At 63.8% G+C, this 22,751-nt stretch carries 24 protein-coding genes and 1 tRNA gene; 13 read left to right on the top strand and 12 right to left on the bottom strand.

The window, feature by feature from the left end:
• Nucleotides 1–11: 11 nt before the first annotated feature.
• The 9 genes from BMG03_RS00410 to BMG03_RS00370 all read left to right on the top strand — a co-directional run bounded on the left by BMG03_RS00410 (nt 12) and on the right by BMG03_RS00370 (nt 10,539).
• Entirely contained in the window at nt 12–1,988 is a 1,977-nt protein-coding gene (locus BMG03_RS00410) for a long-chain fatty acid--CoA ligase (protein ID WP_075775411.1), read from the top strand.
• On the top strand, nt 1,985–2,806 hold the full coding sequence (locus BMG03_RS00405) for an ABC transporter ATP-binding protein (RefSeq protein ID WP_075775412.1): 822 nt from the start codon (nt 1,985–1,987) through the stop codon (nt 2,804–2,806). The genes BMG03_RS00410 and BMG03_RS00405 overlap by 4 nt, the downstream gene beginning before the upstream one ends.
• Nucleotides 2,807–2,844: 38 nt before the next feature.
• Nucleotides 2,845–3,834 carry a branched-chain amino acid ABC transporter permease gene (locus BMG03_RS00400; protein WP_075775413.1) on the top strand — a complete coding sequence of 330 codons (990 nt, stop codon included), beginning with the start codon at nt 2,845–2,847 and terminating at the stop codon, nt 3,832–3,834.
• Nucleotides 3,835–3,982: 148 nt separating this feature from the next.
• Entirely contained in the window at nt 3,983–4,165 is a 183-nt protein-coding gene (locus BMG03_RS00395; RefSeq protein WP_075775414.1) for a hypothetical protein, read from the top strand.
• Between the two features lie 40 nt (nt 4,166–4,205).
• Nucleotides 4,206–5,282, top strand: a complete 1,077-nt coding sequence (locus BMG03_RS00390) for a branched-chain amino acid ABC transporter permease (protein ID WP_075775415.1) — start codon at nt 4,206–4,208, stop codon at nt 5,280–5,282.
• A 73-nt stretch (nt 5,283–5,355) separates the two neighbouring features.
• Nucleotides 5,356–6,642 carry an ABC transporter substrate-binding protein gene (locus tag BMG03_RS00385; RefSeq protein WP_075775416.1) on the top strand — a complete coding sequence of 429 codons (1,287 nt, stop codon included), beginning with the start codon at nt 5,356–5,358 and terminating at the stop codon, nt 6,640–6,642.
• A 58-nt stretch (nt 6,643–6,700) separates the two neighbouring features.
• On the top strand, nt 6,701–7,525 hold the full coding sequence (locus tag BMG03_RS00380) for an ABC transporter ATP-binding protein (RefSeq protein WP_075775417.1): 825 nt from the start codon (nt 6,701–6,703) through the stop codon (nt 7,523–7,525).
• 89 nt (nt 7,526–7,614) lie between these two features.
• Nucleotides 7,615–8,835 carry a phenylacetate--CoA ligase family protein gene (locus tag BMG03_RS00375; RefSeq protein WP_075775418.1) on the top strand — a complete coding sequence of 407 codons (1,221 nt, stop codon included), beginning with the start codon at nt 7,615–7,617 and terminating at the stop codon, nt 8,833–8,835.
• A gap of 54 nt (nt 8,836–8,889) precedes the next feature.
• Nucleotides 8,890–10,539 (top strand): peptidoglycan-binding protein, encoded by a 1,650-nt coding sequence (locus tag BMG03_RS00370; RefSeq protein WP_075775419.1) that lies wholly within the window; start codon nt 8,890–8,892, stop codon nt 10,537–10,539.
• Between the two features lie 95 nt (nt 10,540–10,634).
• Here the strand turns inward: BMG03_RS00370 and ykgO are convergent, their stop codons facing one another.
• Nucleotides 10,635–10,760, bottom strand: coding sequence for a type B 50S ribosomal protein L36 (gene ykgO / locus BMG03_RS00365; RefSeq protein ID WP_038074920.1), 126 nt, complete (start codon nt 10,758–10,760; stop codon nt 10,635–10,637).
• 81 nt (nt 10,761–10,841) lie between these two features.
• Nucleotides 10,842–10,916: transfer RNA gene (locus tag BMG03_RS00360), tRNA-Val, on the bottom strand.
• A gap of 179 nt (nt 10,917–11,095) precedes the next feature.
• On the opposite strand from BMG03_RS00360, the gene BMG03_RS00355 reads away from it, so the two are divergent.
• Nucleotides 11,096–11,962 carry an N-formylglutamate amidohydrolase gene (locus tag BMG03_RS00355; RefSeq protein WP_075775420.1) on the top strand — a complete coding sequence of 289 codons (867 nt, stop codon included), beginning with the start codon at nt 11,096–11,098 and terminating at the stop codon, nt 11,960–11,962.
• A gap of 1 nt (nt 11,963) precedes the next feature.
• Here the strand turns inward: BMG03_RS00355 and BMG03_RS00350 are convergent, their stop codons facing one another.
• Both BMG03_RS00350 and clpB read right to left on the bottom strand, forming a co-directional pair.
• Nucleotides 11,964–13,226: a DNA polymerase IV gene (locus BMG03_RS00350; protein ID WP_075775421.1), complete on the bottom strand. Its 1,263-nt coding sequence runs from the start codon at nt 13,224–13,226 to the stop codon at nt 11,964–11,966.
• 158 nt (nt 13,227–13,384) lie between these two features.
• Nucleotides 13,385–16,006, bottom strand: coding sequence for an ATP-dependent chaperone ClpB (clpB, locus tag BMG03_RS00345; RefSeq protein ID WP_075775422.1), 2,622 nt, complete (start codon nt 16,004–16,006; stop codon nt 13,385–13,387).
• Nucleotides 16,007–16,212: 206 nt separating this feature from the next.
• Here clpB and BMG03_RS00340 point away from each other — a divergent pair, with 206 nt between their 5' ends.
• Both BMG03_RS00340 and pyrF read left to right on the top strand, forming a co-directional pair.
• A complete protein-coding gene (locus BMG03_RS00340) occupies nt 16,213–16,428 on the top strand; it encodes a hypothetical protein (RefSeq protein WP_157771526.1) in 216 nt (71 codons plus the stop codon).
• Nucleotides 16,429–16,508: 80 nt separating this feature from the next.
• A complete protein-coding gene (pyrF, locus tag BMG03_RS00335) occupies nt 16,509–17,210 on the top strand; it encodes an orotidine-5'-phosphate decarboxylase (protein WP_075775466.1) in 702 nt (233 codons plus the stop codon).
• A 12-nt stretch (nt 17,211–17,222) separates the two neighbouring features.
• Here pyrF and BMG03_RS00330 read toward each other — a convergent pair whose 3' ends face one another.
• The 8 genes from BMG03_RS00330 to def (BMG03_RS00300) form a co-directional block, all read right to left on the bottom strand.
• A complete protein-coding gene (locus BMG03_RS00330) occupies nt 17,223–17,462 on the bottom strand; it encodes a hypothetical protein (protein ID WP_075775424.1) in 240 nt (79 codons plus the stop codon).
• Between the two features lie 157 nt (nt 17,463–17,619).
• The gene (locus BMG03_RS00325) at nt 17,620–17,943 is read right to left on the bottom strand and encodes a hypothetical protein (protein WP_075775425.1); all 324 of its coding nucleotides are present in this window, start codon (nt 17,941–17,943) and stop codon (nt 17,620–17,622) included.
• Nucleotides 17,944–18,059: 116 nt separating this feature from the next.
• A complete protein-coding gene (locus tag BMG03_RS00320) occupies nt 18,060–18,338 on the bottom strand; it encodes an NfeD family protein (RefSeq protein WP_077701024.1) in 279 nt (92 codons plus the stop codon).
• Entirely contained in the window at nt 18,335–19,177 is an 843-nt protein-coding gene (locus tag BMG03_RS00315; RefSeq protein WP_369907771.1) for an SPFH domain-containing protein, read from the bottom strand. The genes BMG03_RS00320 and BMG03_RS00315 overlap by 4 nt, the downstream gene beginning before the upstream one ends.
• Nucleotides 19,178–19,237: 60 nt before the next feature.
• Entirely contained in the window at nt 19,238–19,396 is a 159-nt protein-coding gene (locus tag BMG03_RS20585) for a hypothetical protein (protein WP_157771525.1), read from the bottom strand.
• Between the two features lie 95 nt (nt 19,397–19,491).
• Nucleotides 19,492–20,388, bottom strand: coding sequence for a methionyl-tRNA formyltransferase (fmt, locus tag BMG03_RS00310; protein ID WP_075775428.1), 897 nt, complete (start codon nt 20,386–20,388; stop codon nt 19,492–19,494).
• Nucleotides 20,389–20,391: 3 nt separating this feature from the next.
• Nucleotides 20,392–20,892, bottom strand: coding sequence for a peptide deformylase (gene def / locus BMG03_RS00305; RefSeq protein WP_075775429.1), 501 nt, complete (start codon nt 20,890–20,892; stop codon nt 20,392–20,394).
• Nucleotides 20,892–21,437 (bottom strand): peptide deformylase, encoded by a 546-nt coding sequence (gene def, locus BMG03_RS00300; RefSeq protein ID WP_075775430.1) that lies wholly within the window; start codon nt 21,435–21,437, stop codon nt 20,892–20,894. Before def (BMG03_RS00300) ends, def (BMG03_RS00305) begins: the two co-directional genes overlap by 1 nt.
• A gap of 129 nt (nt 21,438–21,566) precedes the next feature.
• Here def (BMG03_RS00300) and BMG03_RS00295 point away from each other — a divergent pair, with 129 nt between their 5' ends.
• Nucleotides 21,567–22,742, top strand: a complete 1,176-nt coding sequence (locus tag BMG03_RS00295; RefSeq protein WP_075775431.1) for a MalY/PatB family protein — start codon at nt 21,567–21,569, stop codon at nt 22,740–22,742.
• The last annotated feature ends 9 nt before the right edge of the window (nt 22,743–22,751 follow it).

Below are 22,751 nucleotides of genomic sequence, written 5' to 3'. Positions count from 1 at the left end.
GGGAGGAAAATTTGGCTGACGCAGTCGCGAAGGGGCAGGACTCTGCCCAATCGATTCCTGCGCTTTTGGCGCGGAACGTGGCCCGATACGGTGGCTACCCCGCCTATCGCGAAAAGGAATTCGGGATCTGGCAGAGCTGGAGCTGGGCCGAAGCGGCCGAGGAAATCCGCGCCATGGCGCTGGGTTTCCTGAGCCTCGGCGTGGAGCGGGGCGATCATGTCGCCATCATCGGGCGCAACCGCCCCATGCATTACTGGTCTATGGTCGCGGCGCAGATGTGCGGCGCGATTCCGGTGCCGCTGTATCAGGACGCGGCGGCCGAAGAGATGGCCTATGTGATGGAGCATTGCGGCGCGCGCTTCGTCGTCTGCGGCGATCAGGAGCAGGTCGACAAGATCGTCGAGATCGAGGACCGCATCCATGCGATCACCCATGTCACCTACACCGACAAGCGCGGCATGCGGAAATACGACCACTCGCGGATGAACGCGCTGGAGGACGTGCAGGCCGAAGGCCGCGCGGGCCATTCGCGCTACGAGGCCGAGCTCGACAAGCGCATCGCCGAGCTGACCTATGACAGCACCTGCGTGATGCTCTACACCTCGGGCACGACGGGCAAGCCGAAGGGCGTGGTCCTGTCGAACCGCAACATCATCGAGACCGCGAAGGCGTCCTCGGAATTCGATCACCTGAACCATAATGACGAGGTTCTGGCCTACCTGCCGATGGCATGGGTGGGCGATTTCATCTTCTCGATCGGGCAGGCCTATTGGTCGGGCTTCACCGTGAACTGCCCGGAAAGCCCCGAGACGATGATGATCGACCTGCGTGAGATCGGGCCGACCTATTTCTTCGCGCCGCCGCGGGTCTTCGAGAACCAGCTGACCTCGGTGATGATCCGCATGGAAGATGCGGGCAAGCTGAAGAAGAAGCTGTTCGACCATTACATGAAGGTCGCGCGCGATGTCGGCCCCGACATTCTCGACGGCAAGCCCGTCAGCTTCGGCAAGCGGATGTCCTATGCGCTGGGCAATTTCTTCGTCTATGGCCCGCTGAAGAACACGCTGGGCTTCTCGCGCATCCGCGTGGGCTACACGGCGGGCGAGGCGATCGGGCCGGAGATATTCTCCTTCTACCGCTCGCTCGGGATCAACCTGAAGCAGCTCTACGGCCAGACCGAGGCGTCGGTCTTCATCACCCAGCAGCCCGATGGCGAAGTCCGCGCCGATACGGTGGGCGTGCCGTCGCCGGGCGTCGAGGTGAAGATCGCCGACAATGGCGAGGTTTTCTATCGCAGCCCCGGCACCTTCGTGGAGTATTACAAGAACCCGGAAAGTACGGCCTCGACCAAGGACCCGGAAGGCTGGGTCGCCACCGGCGATGCGGGCTTCTTCGAGGAAGACACCGGCCATCTGCGGATCATCGACCGCGCGAAGGATGTGGGCAAGATGGCCGACGGTCGCCTGTTCGCGCCGAAATATGTCGAGAACAAGCTGAAGTTCTACCCCTCGATCCTCGAGGCGGTGGTGTTCGGCGCAGGGCGCGATCGCTGCACGGCCTTCATCAATATCGACCTCACGGCGGTCGGCAACTGGGCCGAACGCAACAACATCTCCTACGCCTCCTACCAGGAGCTTGCGGGCCACCCGCGCGTCTACGAGATGATCCGCGAACACGTCGAAGAGGTGAATGAAAGCATCGCCGAAGACCCGATGCTCTCGGGCTGTCAGGTCCATCGCTTCCTGATCCTGCACAAGGAACTCGACGCCGATGACGGCGAGATGACCCGGACCCGCAAGGTGCGCCGCAACGTGATCGGCGAGAAATTCGCCGACCTGATCGCGGCGCTCTATGACGGGCGCGACGAGATCTACACCGAAACGGAAGTGACCTACGAGGACGGGCGCAAGGGCTCGATCAAGGCGACGCTGAAGATCGCCGACGCGAAGGTCGTGGCCCCGAAACAGATGGCGGAGGCGGCGGAATGAAAGACATGCAAGACGGATACGTCACCGCCGACGGCCGCCAGATCGGCGGGGTCATCATGGAGATGAAGAACATCACGCTGCGCTTCGGCGGGGTGGTGGCGATCAAGGATATCTCCTTCGACATCCGCGAGGGCGAAATCCGCGCGATCATCGGTCCGAACGGCGCGGGGAAATCCTCGATGCTGAACGTCATCTCGGGCTTCTATATCCCGACCGAGGGCGAGGTGTTCTACAAGGGCGTCAAGCGCGGGCCGATGAAACCCTATCAGGTCGCGCGTCTCGGTATCGCACGCACCTTCCAGAACATCGCGCTGTTCGACGGCATGTCGGTGCTCGACAACATCATGACCGGTCGGCTGACCCATATGAAGAAGGGTCTCGTGGCGCAGGCAGGTTGGTGGTGGACCGGTGCCGCCGCCGAGGAACACGATAACCGCGAGAAGGTCGAGAAGATCATCGACTTCCTCGAGATCCAGAATATCCGGAAAACGCCGGTGGGGCGTCTGCCTTACGGCCTGAAGAAGCGAGTGGAACTGGCGCGCGCGCTTGCCGCGGAGCCGAAGATCCTGCTGCTCGACGAGCCGATGGCCGGGATGAACGTCGAAGAGAAAGAGGACATGAGCCGCTTCATCCTCGACGTGAACGACGAATTCGGCACCACCATCGTCCTGATCGAACACGATATGGGCGTCGTGATGGATCTCTCCGACCGCGTGGTCGTGATGGATTACGGCAAGAAGATCGGTGACGGCTCGCCCGACGAGGTGCGCAACAATCAAGACGTGATCGACGCCTATCTGGGGGTGGCCCATGACTGAGACCATCCGCTTCGCAATTCAGACATCGGAGGCGCGTCATGCCTGATATCGTTCTCTACGCCGCCGAGGTGACGCTGAACGGCCTGATGGCCGGGGTGCTCTACGCGCTCGTGGCTCTGGGCTTCGTGCTGATCTTCAAAGCTTCCGGCATCTTCAACTATGCGCAGGGCGTGCTCGCACTCTTCGCGGCGCTGACGCTGGTCGGCATCCAGAAGGGTCAGGTGCCCTTCGCCCATCTCATCAACGCGATGACGGGCAATCACTACACGAACTTCCCGTGGGAGATTCCGGCGATCGTCGCGATACTGCTTGCGGCGGGCGTGATGGTGATCCTCGCGATCATCATCGAAAAGCTGGTGCTCAAGCATCTGGTCAACCAGGCGCCGATCATCCTCTTCATGGCGACAATCGGGATGGCCTATTTCCTCGAAGGCTTCGGGGACGTGATGTGGGGCTCGGACATCAAGACGCTCGATGTGGGGCTGCCGCAGGGCATCAACGAGACCATCGACACCGTCACTTACAACATGTTCGGCTACGGCTTCTTCATCGACAATCTCGATATCGTCGCGGCCATCGTCGCGGTGCTGCTGGTGGCCGCGCTGACCGTTTTCTCGCAGTACTCCAAGCAGGGCCGGGCGTTGCGTGCCGTGGCAGACGATCACCAGGCCGCGCTTTCGGTCGGGATATCGCTGCGCTTCATCTGGATCCTCGTCTGGTCCATCGCAGGCTTCGTCGCGCTGGTCGCGGGCATCATGTGGGGCTCGAAATCGGGCGTGCAGTTTTCGCTTTCGCTGATTGCGCTCAAGGCGCTGCCGGTGCTGATGCTGGGCGGCTTCACCTCGATCCCCGGCGCCATCGTCGGCGGTCTGATCATCGGTGTGGGCGAGAAACTGTTCGAACTGCTGATCGGGGCGCCCTTCCTTGGCGGCGCGACCGAGAACTGGTTCGCCTATGTCCTCGCGCTCGTCTTCCTCGTGTTCCGGCCGCAGGGTCTGTTCGGCGAGAAGATCATCGAGAGGGTCTGACCGATGATCACGATGCTGTCACGGCAAGGTGAGAAAAATCTTGATCGCGTCGCAGGGGTGCGACAAGCTGCCGCATATCGTGGCGTCAACGGGAGGGGAGCCCAGTGTCGTCGCGCTGATGTGACGATCATTGGGAGGACCGTTACCGATGAAGACCTGCGCAACCGTGTTCACGATTGGCTGGGGAGCTGCGCTCGCGTTCGGATGGATCGCGCTGGCCGCGCCGCCGGAAGAACCGACCACCTTGCAAACACTGAATATCGTGCTGGCCGCCCTGGGGGCGGGTGCCGGGCTCTGGGCCTGGGTGAGGATCCGGCGCGGCGACTGCTGACGGGGGACGACGCGCTCTCCCTGGCGAAAGGGAGAGGCTGATGTTTTACCGCGAAGCAGGTGATTTCAAGACATCCTACCGGGAGGACAGCCAGACCTTCCCGATCAAGTTCGACCGGCTACGCTATTACGCGGTGCTGGTGGTCGCTTTCGGGATCGTGCCGCTGTTCATCAACGACTACTGGGCGAACGCGGTCGCGGTGCCCTTCCTGATCTACGCCATCGCGGCGATCGGGCTGAACATCCTCGTGGGCTATGCCGGGCAGGTCAGCCTTGGCACCGGCGGCTTCATGGCGGTGGGCGCCTATTCCGTCTACAAACTGATGACGGCCTTCCCGGACATCAACATCTTCTTCCACGTGATCATCGCGGGATTCATCACGGCGGCAGTCGGCGTGATCTTCGGCCTGCCGAGCCTACGCATCAAGGGTTTCTACCTCGCGGTGGCGACGCTGGCGGCGCAGTTCTTCCTCGTCTGGCTCTTCAACAAGGTGCCGTGGTTCTACAATTACTCGGCCTCGGGTCAGATCAACGCGCCCGAGCGCACCGTGTTCGGCGTGTTCGTGACTGGCGCGCAGACCTCGGCGATGGCGAAATACATGTTCTGCCTCGTGATGCTGACGCTGGTGGCGCTGGTCGCGCGCAACCTGACGCGTGGCACCGTGGGGCGAAAATGGATGGCGATCCGTGACATGGATATCGCCGCCGAGATCATCGGGGTGAACCCGCTGACGACGAAACTGTCGGCCTTCGCGGTCAGTTCCTTCTTCATCGGCATCGCGGGTGCTCTGTTCTTCGCGGTCTACCTTGGCGCGGCGGAAGTGGGCGAAGCCTTCGGCATCCAGAAGTCCTTCCTGATCCTTTTCATGGTGATCATCGGCGGTCTGGGCTCGATCTTCGGCTCGTTTGCGGGTGCTGCCTTCCTCGTGCTGCTGCCGGTCTTCCTCAAGAACGTGCTCGTCGGCACCTTCGGTTGGCCCACGGATCTCGCCGCGCATATCGAGCTGATGATCGTGGGCGGGCTGATCGTGGCCTTCCTGATCGCGGAACCGCATGGCCTCGCACAGCTCTGGCGCGTCGCGAAAGAGAAACTCCGGCTTTGGCCCTTCCCGCACTGAGGGCCGGGCCGCCCAACACAAAGAACCGGGAAACGCCCGGCGCAAAACTCGAACATTCTGGGAGGAGAACCGAATGAAGAAGACCCTAACCGCATTGGTCGCGGCGGCGATGACGCTGACCACGGCCCCGGCTTTCGCCGAACTGGTGGTGCCGAACCTCAGCTATCGCACCGGGCCCTATGCCGCGAACGGCATCCCCTACGCCGATGGCTTCAACGACTATTTCACCCTGCTCAACGAGCGTGACGGCGGCATTGGCGGTGAGATGGTCAAGACGCCCGAATGCGAAACCGCCTATAACACCGAGAAGGGCGTGGAATGCTATGAGTCCACCAAGGGCGAAGGCGCGCTGGCCTATAACCCGCTCTCGACCGGCATCACCTATCAGCTGATCCCGAAGGTCACCGCTGACGGCATCACGCTCTACACCCCGGGCTACGGCCGCACTTCGGCCGCGAACGGCAAGGTGTTCAAGTGGGTCTTCAACTTCCCGGCCAACTACTGGGATGGCGCCTCGGTTGCGATCAAACACATCATTGACCAGGAAGGTGGCGACATCAAAGGCAAGAAAATCGCGCTGGTCTACCACAACTCTGCCTACGGCAAGGAGCCGATCCGCACGCTCGAAGAGCTGTCCAAGAAGCACGGTTTCGAGCTGTCGACCCTGCCCGTGGACCATCCCGGTCAGGAGCAGAAGTCGCAGTGGCTTCAGATCCGTCGTGACAAGCCCGACTATGTCCTGATGTGGGGCTGGGGCGTCATGAACCAGGTCGCCATCCAGGAAGCCGTCAACATCCGCTTCCCGATGGATCACTTCATCGGCGTCTGGTGGTCGGGTTCGGAGAACGACGTGGCTCCGGCAGGCGACAAGGCCTCGGGCTACAAGGCGCTCTCGTTCCACGGCACCGGCATGGACTACCCGGTCTATGACGACCTGAAGAAATATGTCGTCGATGCCGGCAAGGCCTCGGGTGCGGGCGACGAGGTCGGCACGATGCTCTACTCGCGCGGCATGTACGCGGCGATGATCATTTCGGAAGCGATCCGCAAGGCGCAGGAAATGACCGGCAAGTCGAACGTCAACGCCGCCGAAGTGCGCGACGGTTTCGAGAACCTCGACCTGACCGAAGCCCGTCTGGAAGAGCTCGGCCTGCCGAACTTCGCCCAGCCGATCAAGGCGAGCTGCGAGAACCACGGGGGCCCCGGCTCCGCCAAGGTCTTCCAGTGGGATGCCGCTGCGAAGAAGTGGAACGAAGCCTCCGACTGGATCGAATCCGACAAGGACGTGCTCAACCCGCTGATCGAAGAAGATTCCGCAGCCTTCGCTTCGGAAAACGGCATCACCAACCAGTGTAACTGATCGAAAACGGCCTCCGGCGCGCGCCGCCGGGGGCCACCCCAACGTCCCGGAGAGAACCATGCTCGACGCTTCGAAATCCGACACGACCCTGCTCGAGGTCAACAATATCGAGGTGATCTACAATCACGTCATCCTCGTGCTCAAAGGGGTCAGCCTGAGCGTGCCCAAGGGCGGGATCACCGCGCTTCTTGGCGGCAACGGCGCGGGCAAGACGACGACGCTCAAGGCGATCTCCAACCTGCTCAAATCCGAGCGCGGCGAGGTGACCAAAGGCTCGATCACCTATCGCGGCGAACGGGTGCAGGACGGCTCCCCCGCCGATCTGGTCCGCAAGGGCGTGATCCAGGTGATGGAGGGGCGGCATTGTTTCGAACACCTGACCGTCGAGGAAAACCTGCTGACCGGTGCCTATACCCGCAAGGACGGGCGCGCCGCGATCCAGGACGATCTGGAAATGGTCTACACCTATTTCCCGCGCCTCAAGGAGCGCCGCAAATCGCAGGCGGGCTATACCTCGGGCGGGGAGCAGCAGATGGTCGCGATGGGCCGCGCGCTGATGAGCCGCCCCGAGACGATCCTGCTGGACGAACCTTCGATGGGTCTCGCGCCGCAACTGGTGGAGCAGATCTTCGAGATCGTGAAATCGGTCAACGAGAACGAAGGCGTCACATTCCTTCTGGCCGAGCAGAACACCAACGTCGCGCTCCGCTATGCGCATTACGGCTACATTCTGGAGAGCGGCCGCATCGTGATGGACGGTCCCGCGAAGGAATTGCGCGAGAACCCGGACGTGAAGGAATTCTACCTCGGCATGTCCGACGAAGGCCGCAAGAGCTTCCGCGACGTGCGCAGCTATCGCCGCCGGAAACGCTGGCTGGCGTGACGCTAACCTACTGATTCAATTAAATTGCTGCGCAGCATTTTCGGCGCGGCACAGGGGCGGTCTGTCCGCTGAACTGAAAGGGTCGAGAGATGCGCGAACATTTCGACGAATTGGAAACCCGCAGCGCCGACGCGCGTGAGGCCTCTTTGGCGGAGTGCCTGCCGGCTCTGATCGGCGCGGCGATGACGGCTCCGGGGATCGCGGCGCATCTGCAAGGCGTCGACCCGAGAGCTGTCACATCGCGCGAGGCGCTCGCGAAGCTACCGGTGCTACGCAAGTCCGACCTCGGCTCTGCGCAGAAAGGCGCGCCACCCTTCGGCGGGCTGGTCATGAAACCCGCGCATGCCTTCGCCCATATCTTCCAGTCGCCCGGTCCGATCTACGAGCCCGGCGATGTCAGTTACAATTGGTGGCGGCTGGGGCGCTTCGTCCATGCCGCAGGCGTCGGTCCGGGCGATATAGTGCAGAACTGCTTTGGTTACCACCTCACCCCGGCGGGGATGATGTTCGAAAATGCCGCGCGCACGGTCGGCGCCGCCGTCCTGCCCGCAGGCACCGGCCAGACGGAGCTGCAGGTCCGCGCCGCCGCCGATATCGGCTCGACGGTTTACGCGGGCACGCCCGATTACCTGCGCATCATCCTCGAGAAAGCCGAAGAGATGGGCGAGGCTCTGGAAATCACCAAGGCCACCGTGTCGGGCGGCGCACTCTTCCCGAGCCTGCGCCAGAGCTATGCCGACCGCGGGATCTCCTGCCTGCAATGTTACGCCACCGCCGATCTGGGCAACATCGCCTATGAGAGCGCCGCGATGGAGGGGATGATCGTGGACGAAGGCGTGATCGTCGAGATCGTCCGCCCCGGCACCGGCGATCCGGTGGCCCCCGGCGAGGTCGGCGAGGTCGTCGTGACCACGCTCAATCCCGACTACCCGCTGATCCGCTTTGCCACCGGCGATCTCTCGGCGGTGATGGAGGGGACCAGCCCCTGCGGGCGCACCAACATGCGCATCAAGGGCTGGATGGGCCGCGCCGATCAGACCACCAAGATCAAGGGCATGTTCGTACGCCCCGAACAGGTGGCGAGCTTCGTCTCCGCCCATGCAGAGGTGCAGAAGGCCCGCGTCATCGCCACGCGCGACGGCGAGATGGACGTGATGACCGTGCAGATCGAAACCGAGGCCGACGACCCGACGCGTTTCGACGGCGGCGTGCGCGCGGCGCTCAAGATGAAAGGCGTGATCGAACTGGTGGCGCCGGGGTCGCTTCCGAATGATGGTAAGGTCATCGACGACCAGCGCAGCTACGACTGAGGAACCCAGCCGCGATCTCAGGGGTTTCCTCGCGTAAGAGAGATGGAGGACCCCATGCGTAAACTTCTTCTGACAGGTGCCGCGATCGCGGCGCTAGGCCTTCCCGCCCATGCCGCCGATCTGGCGTTGCTTCTGGGCAATTCCAATTACCAGCGGATCGACGATCTTCGCTCGGGCACCGCGCTGACTGATAGCGAAGCGAAGCTGCAGACGGCAGGTTTCTCGGTGCTGATCGAGGATGACGCCGACGCCGCCGAGATCCGCTCCCGCTTCCGCGATTTCGTGACCCGCGCGCCCGAGGCCGACCGGCTGGTCGTGGCGCTCTCGGGCCGCTTCGCCCATTCCGACGGCGAGACGTGGTATCTGCCGGTCGATGTCCGCGACACCTCGCTGCCCGAAGCGGTGAGCGAGGCGTTGCCGCTGTCCGCCGTGATGACGGTTCTGGCCGCGCACCCGGGCCGCGCGGTGCTGCTGCTTGGCGCGGCGGATGACGCGGGCAACGGCAACGGCCTGACCCAACCCGGGATCGGCACGCTCGACATTCCGCAAGGTGTGACGGTGCTGCGCGGCAGCCCGAAAAACGTCGCGAGCCTGATGTCGGGCAATCTGACCGAGCCTGGCGCCTCGCTGATGCGGTCGGCGCAATCTGCAGACCTGACCGCCAGTGGCTACATGACGCAAGATCTTACCCTGGTCACGGAGCCGACGGGGAAGAAACCCGCCCCGGTGAAGACCCCCGAAGCAGACCCGTCTGCCCCGTATTGGGACATGGCGCGCTCCGAGGATTCGATCACCGCCTATCAGCTCTATCTCGACCGCTACCCGAATGGCGCGAATGCCGCTCAGGCGAAACAGCGCATCCAGCAACTGCGTGACGAACCGCAGCAGAAAGCGAAGGCCGCGGAGGAGGCGCTGAACCTTAGCCGCGACCAGCGCCGCGAGGTGCAGCAGTACCTGACGATCCTGAAATTCGACCCGAAAGGCGTCGACGGCATCTTCGGGCCGGGCTCGCGCGGGGCGATCGCGCGCTGGCAGAAGGCCAACGGCTTCGACGATACGAGCTACCTGACCCGCGCACAGCTCACCGCGCTCACGGCGCAGGGCGAGAAGCGCGCCGCCGAGCTGAAGGCAGAGGCCGAGGCGCGTCAGGCCAAGATCGACCAGCAGGACCGTGCCTATTGGGAGCAGACCGGCAAGGCGGGCGATGAGGCGGGGCTGCGCGCCTATCTTAAAAAATATCCCGACGGTCTGTTCGCGGAACTCGCGCAGGAGCGTCTCGACAAGATCGAAGCGGATCGCCGCTCCGAGGCTCAGGCTGCGGATCGCGCAGACTGGGACGCCGCGCGCAAAGCCGACACCATCGCCAGCTACCGGGATTATCTCGCAAGCCGCTCCGACCCGGCCTTCAAAGCCGAGGCCGAGGCACGCATTGCCGAGCTGCAGCAACAGAATCAGCAAAGCGACGCGATGGATGCGGCCGCCGCGAAAGAGGCCGCCCTCAACCTGCCCGGCGTCGCGAAATCGCTGGTGGAGCAACGCCTTGCCCAGATGGGCCTGAAGCCCGGCAAGGTCGACGGTGTGTTCGACAAGGATACGCGCCGCGCGATTCGCCGCTATCAGACTGCGGGCGGGCTGGAAGCTACAGGCTATCTCGATCAGGCCACCGTGGCGCAGCTTCTGGCCGGGGCGATCGGCGTGCAATAAGCGCCGATCTCTCTCAGCCTCGAAACGCTGAAAAAAGGAAAAGGCCGCGCCGGGAAATCCCTGGCGCGGCCTTTATTCGTTTCGGCTCGGCTGCCTCAGCCCTGGCGGGCTTTGAAGCGCTTCTGCGTCTTGTTGATCACGTAGACGCGGCCTTTGCGGCGCACGACCTGGCAATCGCGATGACGCTGCTTGAGCGAGCGGAGCGAGTTGCGGACCTTCATCGGCCTTCTCCTGTATCGCGGCGCGCGGTGCGCCTTGAAAAACGAATGCCCCGGGCTTGCAAGCCGGGGGCGGTGAATAGATGGTGGGCGGTACTGGGATCGAACCAGTGGCCACTACGATGTCAACGTAGTGCTCTACCGCTGAGCTAACCGCCCACACCCGTTCGACCCCGTTGGTGCCTTTGATTCGCGCTTGCGGCTAGGCCGCGAAGGGAACCGAAAGGCGCGGTGTCGCGTCGGTCTGGGGGTCTATATAAAGAGTCGAAACGGCTTTCAAGAGGCTTTTGGCGCGAAAGCGTTCCGGTGTAGGATATTAAGCGATCATAAGAGGTTTCATGTCCGACATCCCAGCCCTTTTGCCGCCGTTCCGGCTGGATCGCCCCAAGGCGTTGCGGACCGCTGCGGTCTTCGCCTCGCCCCATTCCGGTGCACACTACCCGCATAGCCTGCAGGAACGCGCCGTTCTGGACATGCTGCGCCTGCGGTCTTCCGAAGACGCCTTCGTCGATGAGCTGCTGGCGGATGTGCCGCAATTCGGCGCCCCGCTTCTCTGTGCGCAATATCCGAGGGCCTGGGTCGATCTCAACCGGGCGGAGGACGAACTTGATTCGGCGCTGATCGCCGGGCTGGACAGGGCGCATCCCGGACCGCGCGTCGCGGCTGGTCTCGGGGTGATTCCCCGCGTGGTATCCGGTGCGCGGGCGATCTATCGCGGCAAGATTCCGTTGATCGAGGCCGAGGCGCGGATCAACCATGTCTGGCGGCCCTATCACGCGCAGCTTGAAGCGCTGATGGCCGAGGCGCATGGCGCTTTCGGGCAAGCGATTCTGCTCGACATGCATTCGATGCCCTCCGAGGCGCTGGCCACGACCGGCCCGCGCCGCGCGGAGATCGTGCTCGGCGATCGCTACGGCACCAGCGCCGACCGGGAGATCGTGCGCGAGATCGAACTGATCTTCGAAGGCGAGGGGCTGAACGTCGCGCGCAACAGCCCCTTTGCCGGTGCCTATATCACCCAGCGATACGGGCATCCGCGCGAGGGCTATCACGCGATCCAGATCGAGATCGACCGCGCCCTCTACATGGATCAGCACCGCATCGCGCCGAACGAGAATTTCAATACGTTCGCGGCGCTGATGAGCCGGGCGGCGCGTCAGATTGCTGATCTCGGGGCACATCCGCTGCGCCACGCAGCGGAGTAAGTCACTCCCCGTCCCAGCCGCGCCCGTTGCGGATCGCATCCGCCCCGAATCGCGCCCGGATCGCATCTTTGGCCCGCTCCGCGCTTGCGCGCTTCCCCGCATAAGGGTCGAGCAGGTCGCCTGCCGGATCGCGCCCATCCGCCGCCATGAGGTCCGAGAACCCGATCCCGATCAGTCGGTAGGCCTGCCCCTTCGGCAGCTTGTCGAACAGCGTCTCCCCCGCCCGATAGAGCGTGTCGGCCAGCTGGCTCGGCTCTTCCAGCCGGGTCTGCCGGGTCACCGTCGCGAAATCCGCCTTTTTCAGCTTCAGCGTCACGGTCCGCCCCGCCAGATCGCGCGCCTTCATCCGGGCCGAGACCTTCTCGGCCAGATGCCACAGCTTGCCCATCAGTGCCTCGCGATCGGCGATGTCAGTGTTGAAGGTGGTCTCGTTCGACACGGATTTCATCGGCGAGTCGGGAGAGACCCGGCGGGCATCATGGCCGTTCGCCAGTTCGAACAGGCGCCGCCCAGACGCGCCGAAGCGATCCCCCATCCGCGACAGCCCCGCGCGGCGAATATCGGCAAGCGTGCGGATGCCTGCACGCCCCAGGGCCGAGCGCGTTGCCGCCCCCACGCCCCAGAGGATCGACACCGGCTTGTCGCGGAGGAACTCTTCCGTATCGCCGCGCCCGATCACCGAAAACCCGCGCGGCTTGTCGAGATCCGAGGCGATCTTGGCGAGGAACTTGTTATGCGAAAGACCGACCGAGGCGGTGACCCCGATCTCCGTCTCGATCTCGCGCGCAAGCCGCGCCATCAGGAGGGCAGGGGGCGCATGGTGCAGCCGCTCCGTGCCGCCCAGATCGAGGAACGCCTCGTCGAGCGAGAGCGGCTCGATCAGCGGCGTCAGCTCCACCATTTTCGCCCTGATCTCGCGCGAGACGCTGGCGTAGTGCTCCATCCGCGGCTTGATGATCACCGCATCGGGGCAAAGCTTGCGCGCCTGAAACATCGGCATCGCCGAGCGCACCCCTGAGATTCGCGCGATGTAGCAGCAGGTCGTCACCACCCCGCGCGTGCCGCCGCCCACGATCACCGCTTGCGAAGACAGCTCCGGATTGTCGCGCTTCTCGACCGAAGCATAGAAACTGTCGCAATCGATATGTGCGATGGGCAGGTCGAACAGCTCCGGATGCGCCACGATGCGCGCCTTGCCGCAGGCGGGGCAACGCTTCGGCGCCTCGTCAAAACTCTTCAGGCAATGGCGACAAAGGGCAGGCATGGGCTCTCGATCCGGGGGTGTATCCCTTAGATACTCTCTCTTCGCCTTGGCGGAAATATCCCGGGCTGAATTGGCGCAGCCAAGGGGGCAGCGCCCCTTGATGTTAACGAAAAAGGGGCGGATCGCTCCGCCCCTCTCAATCCGTCTTCAGGTGGCTCTTAGTGCAGCGGCACGCCATCGGCGGGTTTCGTGCCACCCAAGGGGGCCACGTGACCGCCGACGATCAGCCCGTTCGGGCCAGCCGTGACTTCGACCGTCGCGCCGTCCATAACTTCGCCGCCAAGGATCGCCTCGGCCAGCGGATCCTGCAGCGAGCGCTGGATCACCCGCTTCAGGGGGCGCGCGCCATAGACCGGGTCGTAGCCTGCATCGGCGAGCCACTTGTGAGCCGACTCGTCCAGATCCAGCGTGATCTTGCGCTGTGCCAGACGTTTCTCCAGCCGCTTGAGCTGGATTTCCACGATCCCGTCCATGTCCTTGCGGTTCAGGCGATCGAAGATCACCATCTCGTCGAGACGGTTCAGGAATTCGGGGCGGAAATGCGCCCGCACCGCATCCATCACCTGACGCTTGGCCTCGCCTGCATCCGAACCATCCGGCAGCTGGCTGAGCGCTTGCGAGCCGAGGTTCGACGTCAGCACGATCAGCGTCTGCTTGAAGTCGACCGTGCGGCCTTGACCATCGGTCAGCACACCATCGTCGAGCACCTGCAGCAGCACGTTGAACACGTCCGGATGCGCCTTCTCGACCTCGTCGAACAGCACGACCTGATAGGGACGCCGCCGGACCGCCTCGGTCAGAACGCCACCCTCGTCATAGCCGACATACCCGGGCGGGGCACCGATCAGCCGGGCCACGGAGTGCTTCTCCATGAACTCGGACATGTCGATCCGCACCATCGCCTGATCGTCGTCGAACAGGTAGTTGGCGACCGCCTTGGTCAGCTCGGTCTTACCCACACCGGTCGGGCCGAGGAAGAGGAACGAGCCCAGCGGGCGGTTCTCGTCGTTGAGCCCCGCACGTGCACGGCGCACGGCGTTCGACACGGCGGTGATCGCTGCATTCTGACCGACGACGCGCTTGTGTAGCTCGTCTTCCATCTTCAGCAGCTTCTCGCGCTCGCCCTCCAGCATTTTGGAGGTCGGGATGCCGGTCCAGCGTTCGACCACTTCGGCGATCTGCTCGGGGCGCACCGATTCCTCGACCATCAGCTCTTCGCCTTCGGCCTCATCGGCCGCGGCGAGCTGCTTCTCGAGGCTCGGAATGATGCCGTAGCTCAGCTCGCCAGCGCGGGCGAGATTGCCTTCGCGCTTGGCCTGATCCAGTTCGGCCCGGGCCTTGTCGAGTTGCTCCTTGAGGTTGCGGCCCGATTCCAGCTTGTCACGCTCGGCCTGCCACTTGGCAGTCATTTCCGAGGCGCGATCCTGCAGATCCGCCAATTCCTTCTCGAGCTTCTCGAGACGATCCTTCGAAGCGGTATCGTCCTCTTTCTTCAGCGCTTCCGCTTCGATCTGCATCTGCAGGATCTGACGGTCGAGCGCATCGAGCTCCTCGGGCTTGCTGTCCACTTCCATGCGCAGGCGCGAGGCGGCCTCGTCCACGAGGTCGATCGCCTTGTCGGGCAGGAAGCGGTCGGTGATGTAGCGATGCGAGAGTGTCGCAGCCGAGACCAGCGCCGAGTCGGAGATCTTCACCCCGTGGTGGAGTTCGTATTTCTCCTTGATACCGCGCAGGATCGAGATCGTGTCCTCGACCGTCGGCTCTTCCACCATCACGGGCTGGAAGCGCCGAGCCAGTGCCGCGTCCTTCTCGACATATTTGCGATACTCATCAAGCGTCGTGGCGCCCACGCAGTGCAGCTCACCACGGGCCAGCGCCGGCTTGATCAGGTTCGCCGCGTCCATCGCGCCGTCGGATTTCCCGGCACCCACGAGCGTGTGCATCTCGTCGATGAACAGGATGATTTCGCCCGCAGCGGCCTCGATTTCCTTGAGGATCGCTTTCAGACGCTCTTCGAATTCACCGCGGTATTTCGCACCGGCGATCAGCGCGCCCATGTCGAGCGCGAGGAGCCGTTTGTCGCGCAGCGATTCCGGTACGTCACCGTCGATGATGCGCAGCGCGAGGCCTTCCGCGATCGCGGTCTTACCCACGCCGGGTTCACCGATCAGAACCGGGTTGTTCTTGGTCCGGCGGCTGAGCACCTGCATGGTGCGCCGAATCTCGTCATCACGACCGATGATCGGGTCGATCTTGCCTTGCTCGGCAGCCTCGGTCAGATCGCGCGCATATTTCTTGAGCGCCTCATAGCCCTCTTCGGCCGAGGCCGAATCCGCCGTGCGGCCCTTGCGCAGGTCGTTGATCGCGGCGTTGAGCTTCTGCGCCGTCACAGCGCCCGCATCGAGCGCGTCCTTGGCGCGCGTGTTCACCATGGCCAGAGCCATCAGAACACGTTCGACCGGCACGAAGCTGTCGCCCGCTTTCTTGGCGATCTTCTCGGCCTCGTCGAGCACGCGCACGAGGCTTTGCTCGACATAGACCTGCCCGTCGCCGCCCGACACTTTCGGCAGTTTCGACACCGCCAGATCGACGGCCTCGAGCACGCGGGCAGGCTCGCCACCGGCGCGCTTGATCAGATTGGCCGACAGCCCCTGATCGTCATCCATCAATGCCTTCAGAAGATGCTCGGGCACCACACGTTGATGACCCTCGCGCATCGCGATCGTCTGCGCGGCCTGAAGGAAGCCGCGAGACCGCTCCGTGAACTTCTCCATGTTCATCGGCATTCTCCTTTTTTAAAGCCCCCGGGATGTGTCTGGCCCTGTATTAGGCGCCGTCCTGGCCGGGTCTCGCTATGAAAAATGGGATGTGGCATGCGCCGCTTCAAGTCTTTTCGATGGACCATTTCGCCGCAGGAGGAAACCAGACCGCAAGGTTTAGCGTTTACGTGAAGACAAGCATAGAGGACGACCACAGAGGAGGGTCCTTGTCCATGCACCATGGCAACGCCACGCATATCGCGCGCCTGATCTACAATGCCGCGCAACGCCGTTTTGAGGCGATCGTAGAATTCTTCATCCCCGGGGTCGCGCAGCCGCTGCGGGTGCCCGTCAGAATCGAAGCCAGCCAGAACATCCCACATCGACAGCTTACTCGCGCGCTGACCCGAGAAGCGCAGCGCCGTGGTATCGGCGGGCTGTGAACCCGCGAACGGCTTGACGTAGCGGTGATTGATCCGCATCAGGGGGCGATCTTGAAAAGGAGCGCTCTGCGATGACCGACATGACCCTGCCCGCCGACGACCGTCTCATCGTCGCCCTCGACGTGCCGAGCGCCTATGAAGGCCTCGTGCTGGCAAACCAGTTGGGCGACTCGGTGTCCTTCTACAAGATCGGTCTGGGGATGCTCACCGGCGGTGGCCTCGCGCTGGCGAGCGAGCTGAAGCAGGATCAGGGCAAGCGCATCTTCCTCGACATGAAGCTGTTCGATATCGGTGCGACGGTGGAAAACGCGGTGCGCGGTCTGGCGCAGTTCGACCTTGATTTCCTCACCGTGCATGGCGACCCCTATGTGGTTAAGGCCGCGAAGGAAGGCGCCGCGGGCACCGACCTGAAAATCCTCGCCGTGACAATCCTGACCTCGCTCGACCGGGAAGACCTGAACGGCGCGCTCATCAAGGAGGGTGCGATCAGCGATCTCGTCGCCGAACGTGCGGGCCGTGCATTCGACGCGGGTGCCGATGGCGTGATCGCTTCGCCGCAGGAAGCGGCGATGATCCGGGCGCTGCCCGAGGCAACCGGCAAGCTGATCGTGACGCCGGGCGTGCGCCCGACCGGGGCCGACCTCGGCGACCAGAAGCGGATCGCGACCCCGGCAGCCGCCGTGGACGCAGGCGCTGACCATATCGTCGTTGGCCGCCCAATCCACCGCGCGCCCGATCCGCGCGCCGCGGCGGAAGCGATCCTCCAAGAGCTTCGGGGCTGACTGGCGCTTAGGTCACTGGCCATCGCCGCCGGTAGCCGGGCCACTCGTCTTCGAGTTCGGCGCGACTTCGACCTTCGCGGCATTCGGATCTGACATCTGCTGTTCGCTCGGTGGATCGGTGGCGGCCTCATCGCCCCCGTCAACCGGCGTATCCGCAACCAACCAGACCACGACACCCAGCGCCGCGACCAGCGCCACAAGGGTGAGTATCAGGCCGCCGATACTGCTTTGTCGGTTCGAATCCTTGGCCATTTCTGCTCGCCTCTTCGCTTTGGTCCCTCGGTAAAGGAAACGCGAGGCAATGGCCTGCGTTCCTCCTCCTGTCCTCAGATAGGCGGAGCGCGGCGCAAAATGAAACGGCGCCCCGCAGGACGCCGCTTCACTTGCGCGTGATCCAGAAGGGCGGAAATCAGTTCGATCCGCCGCTCTGCGTGGTGGCCTCGGCGGCAGCGCCGCTGGTGTCGGTGCTGCCGCTGTCGCTAGCCGCGGTATCGCCCGCCGCAGCATCGCCCGAGGCGGTCGCGCCCGACGAATCCGCCGGGGCAGCGGAGTCGCTGTTTTCGATCGTGACCGAAGTGGAGCTTGCGTCGCTTTCTGCGGGCGCGGTGGTGGCGCTTTCATCCCCGGGCGCCATCATCAGCCAAAGGACGATACCGAGCGCAACGACGACCGCGCCCAGAACGAAGTAGATGCCGCCCAGACCCGAGCGTTCGTGATTATGCGTGTCAGACATGATGATCTCCTGTCGATTTTCATCTCTCTCTGCGTATTGGCGAGAGAACATCGATAGGCCGCTTCCAGTTCCCGGGGTGCGCGGGAACCCGCCGGGCGGGGTTTCGTCACACGGGGTCAGTTCTCGTTGATATCGTCATGCCAGTGCTTCACCTGACCGCGTCGCACGCCCATCAGCTTGCGCAGCGCGAGCCATGCGATGATCGACAGAATCGCGAAGGTGATCAGCGTGATCGGGACCGAATTTCCGACGATGCCGATCCAGACGAGCGCGCCCGTGACGACGGCCCCGATCGAGAAGCCGAGGAAGATGAAGCCGGGGATGATCATCTCTGCGACGCCCAGCACAAGACCGGCGACGACCCAGACCCACGGGAGTTGCCACAGGTCCATCATGCTTTCCTCAGCAGTTGGAAAGCGTCGGTGAAGGCTTCGAGGGCTGCGGCGGGCAGTATCACGGTCTGCTTGCCTTCGCCCTTGGCCACCTGCGCCAGCGCATCAACCTGTTTCAACGCGACCTGATATTGCGCGGCCTCGAGCCCGTTCTTGGCGATCGCCTGCGCAACCACCTCGGTCGCATAAGCTTCGGCATCCGCCGAGATGCGGCGGGCTTCGGCCTCTTTCTGCGCCTGGAACAGTTGCGCTTCGGCGGCGAGCTCGACCGCGCGCTTCTTGCCCTCGGCCTCGGTCACCTGCGCCCGACGCGCGCGTTCGGCGTTGAGCTGCTGCAGCATCGCGGCGCGGGTCGCCTCGTCCAGATTGACGTCGAGAATCTCGGCACGGGTCACCTCGATCCCCCAATCGTCGACCATCACGGCAACCTGCTCGCGGACCTTCTCGATCAGACGGGCACGGTTCGATTGCACTTCGTCGAGTTCGATCACCCCGATCTCGGAGCGCACGATCCCCGCCACCGTCGTCGCGATGGCCGCATCGACATCGCGGATACGATAGACGGTCTTCTCCGGCTCGGTAATTCGGTAGAAGACCGAGGTCTCGACCTTTACCAGCACGTTGTCGGCGGTGATCGCATCCTGCATCGCATTGGGCAGCTGGCGCTCGAGGATCGAGATCTTGTGCGGCACGCGGTCGAGGAAGGGCACGATGAAGTTGATGCCGGGGCCGAGCACCGCGCGCAGCCGGCCGAATCTCTCCACGACATGTTTTTCGGATTGCGGCACGATCCGGACGCCGAGGAAGACGGACAGGATCAGCAGCATCGCGATGGCGATCATCACGATATCGCTGCCGCTCAGGGAATTAACGAATAACATCTGGGCCTCGACCTTCTGAACTCAAACTTGGTGACCGGGAAACACGCGCAAGGCGAGCAGTGTCAGCACCACGAGCACGGCCCAGCCTCCCGGGCGCGCGAGCAGCCAGATGGCGAGTGCGAAGCCAATCCCGACGATGCGGCTGCCTGCCGTCGCGAGAAAGCCGAACAGAACGCCCATCAGGCGAACTCACTCATGCGGGGGGTCATCGACTGCTCCTTGTGGTTTTCCCGCAAGTCTGCCGCAAGTTGTGCGTTTTGGGAAGGTAGTTGCGCTCAGCTGAGGCGAGCGGGCAGGCGCAGGCCGCGCAAGACGTCGTCGCCCGACATCGGACGCTTGCCGGGGCGCTGCGCCTCGAGAATTTCCAGCGCGCCAGTGCCGCAGGCAATCGTAAACCCGTCGAGGATTTCGCCCGGCGCGCCACTGCCCTCTGCCGGGGCGGCGCGCAGCAGCTTGATCCGCTCACCCGCGATCTCGGTCCAGGCGCCAGGGAAGGGCGAGAGGCCGTTGATATGACGGATCACCTCGTCGGCCGGGCGCGTCCAATCGACCTGCGCTTCGGCCTTGTCGATCTTCGCGGCATAGGTGACGCCATCCTCCGGCTGAGGCTGAAGGATCAGCGAGTCGATCTCGGACAGCGCATCGAGGATCAGCCGGGCGCCCATCGCGCTCAGCCGGTCATGCAACTCGCCGGTGGTCTCGGTCGCGCCGATCTCGGTCGCTTCGCGCAGCAGAACCGGCCCGGTATCGAGTCCGGCTTCCATCTGCATGATGCAGATGCCGGTCTGGCTGTCGCCTGCCATGATCGCCCGGTGGATCGGCGCGGCCCCGCGCCAGCGCGGGAGCAGCGAGGCGTGGATATTCAGGCAGCCCTTCGCGGGCGCATCCAGAATGGCCTGCGGCAGGATCAGCCCGTAGGCCACGACGACCGCGATATCGGCATTCAGCGCGGCGAAGGCTTCACGATCCTCGGGTGCTTTGAAATTCCGCGGGGTGCGCACCTCGATCCCCAGTTCCTCGGCCTTGGCATGGACCGGTGAGGGGCGCTCTTTCTTGCCGCGACCGGCGGGGCGGGGCGGCTGGCTGTAGACGGCGACAACCTCATGCGCGCCGGCCAGCGCCTCCAGAACGGGGACGGAGAATTCCGGCGTTCCCATGAAGATGACGCGCATCGCTTAGCCTTTCGCGAGTTTCTTCGACTTCTGCACCAGCATCTTGCGGCGCAGAGGCGAGAGATGATCGACATACATCTTGCCGTTGAGATGGTCGATCTGGTGCTGGACGCTCGTCGCCCAGAGGCCCACAAAATCGCGGTCCTCCATCTCGCCGTCTTCATTGAGGAAGCGCACCGTCACAGCGCGGGGCCGCTCGATCGGGGCGAAAACGCCGGGCAGGTTGGGCGAGGCCTCCTCGTGCTTGCGCATCTGCACCGACGCATGCAGCACTTCGGGGTTCGCCATCCGCACGGCCTGACCGCGCTTGTCCGACGCATCGACGACCGCAAGCCGCATCATGATGCCGATCTGCGGCGCGGCGAGGCCGACGCCGGGCATCGCGTCCATCGTCTCGACCATGTCGTCCCAGATCATCCGGACGGTTTCGGTGATCGTCTCGACCGGCTCGGCCGGGCGATGCAGGCGGCGGTCGTCATAGGGGATGAACGCGCGCGCAGCCATCAGAGGATCGGATCCTTGGCCGCGCCCGCACGGGCGCGCTCGCGCTTGAGCTTCTCCATCTTGCGGGTGATCATCTTGCGCTTCATCGGACCGAGATAGTCGATGAACAGCTTGCCGTTGAGATGGTCGAACTCGTGCTGAGCGCAGGTCGCCCAAAGCGCGTCGAACTGTTCCTCATGGCTTTGCCCGTCGAGGCCGAGCCACTTCATCCGCACCTCGGAGGGGCGCGTCACCTCGGCATATTGATCCGGGATCGAGAGGCAGCCTTCCTCGTAGACATTGGTCTCTTCCGAAGTCCAGCTGATCTCGGGATTGATCAGGACCATCGGCTCGGGGGCCGCTTCCTTGTCCTTCACGCAATCCATCACGAAGATCCGCTTCATCACGCCGACCTGCGGCCCGGCCAGGCCGATGCCGGGCGCGTCATACATGGTCGCGAGCATGTCATCGGCGAGCTTGCGGATCTCGTCGTTAACTTCGGGCACCGGCTCGCAGACCTTTTTCAGGCGCGGATCGGGATGGATCAGGATCGGTCGTAGCGTCATGGGCAGGGATTTAGGCGAAGCAATGCCTCTGTGCAATGGCGGCGGTGATTGTGCCAGTGACAAAACGCCGTTTGTAACCCGGCTTCGCTTTTGCTCAGATGCGCCCAATCCGACCAGAGAGAGGCGCAAATGAGCAAACCCGACTTCGACGAAATCATCGACCGCGTAGGCACCCATTCGCAGAAATGGGACGCGATGGAAAAGGTTTACGGCGTGTCGCCCGAAGATGGGATCGCGATGTGGGTCGCGGATATGGATTTCCGCCCGCCCGTTTGCGTTCAGCGTGCGCTCGAGGAGATGGTCGGGCAGGGCATCTATGGCTATTGGGGCGGCGAGGACGAGTACCGTGCCGCGATCCAGTGGTGGATGCGCGAACGGCACGGCTTGGAGATCGAACCGGACTGGATCTTCACGACCCATGGGCTGGTCAACGGCACGGCGCTCTGCGTCGACGCCTATACCGATCCGGGCGATGCGGTCGTTCTGATGACGCCGGTCTACCACGCCTTCGCGCGGGTCATCCGTGCGGCCGGGCGCGAGGTGCGCGAGTGCCCGCTGAAGCTGGTCGATGGTCGCTACGAGATGGATTTCGACGCCTGGGACGGGCTTATGACCGGCTCCGAGAAGATGCTCGTCCTCTGCTCGCCGCACAACCCCGGCGGCCGCGTCTGGACCCGCGCGGAACTGGAAGCCACGGCCGAGTTCGCGAAGCGCCACGGGCTGGTGCTGGTCTCGGACGAGATTCACCATGACATCGTGATGCCGGGCGAAACGCATATCCCGATGGCGAACGCCGCGCCCGATCTGCCGCTGGTGATGATGACGGCCACTACGAAGACCTTCAATATCGCGGGCACCCACACCGGAAACGTGATCATTGCGGATCCGGACCTGCGCGCCCGATTCGCAAAGCGGATGGCTGCCTTGGGGATTTCGCCCAACAGTTTCGGCATTGCTATGGCGACGGCAGCCTACAGCCCCGAGGGCGCCGCGTGGGTCGATGCGCTGAACGCCTATCTCGACGAGAACCGGCGCATCTTCGATCAGGGGATCGCAGAGATTCCAGGACTGCATTCGATGCCGCTCGAGGCGACCTATCTTGCTTGGGTCGACTTCTCCGGCACCGGAATGGAGCCCGAGGAATACCAGTCGCGCGTTCTGAAAGAAGCGAAGATCGCGGTGAATCTCGGCGCGACCTTCGGAGCCGGGGGCGAAAGGTTCCTGCGCTTCAACCTCGCCACGCCGCGGGCGCGGGTGCGCGAGGCGGTCGACCGACTGCAGGCGGCCTTCGCTGATCTGCAATGAAAAAGGGCC

It is taken from the genome of Thioclava nitratireducens, assembly GCF_001940525.2.
Lineage (GTDB): Bacteria > Pseudomonadota > Alphaproteobacteria > Rhodobacterales > Rhodobacteraceae > Thioclava > Thioclava nitratireducens.
Note: the sequence above shows the minus strand (reverse complement) of the source record. Positions and strands in the feature narration are given on the sequence as shown.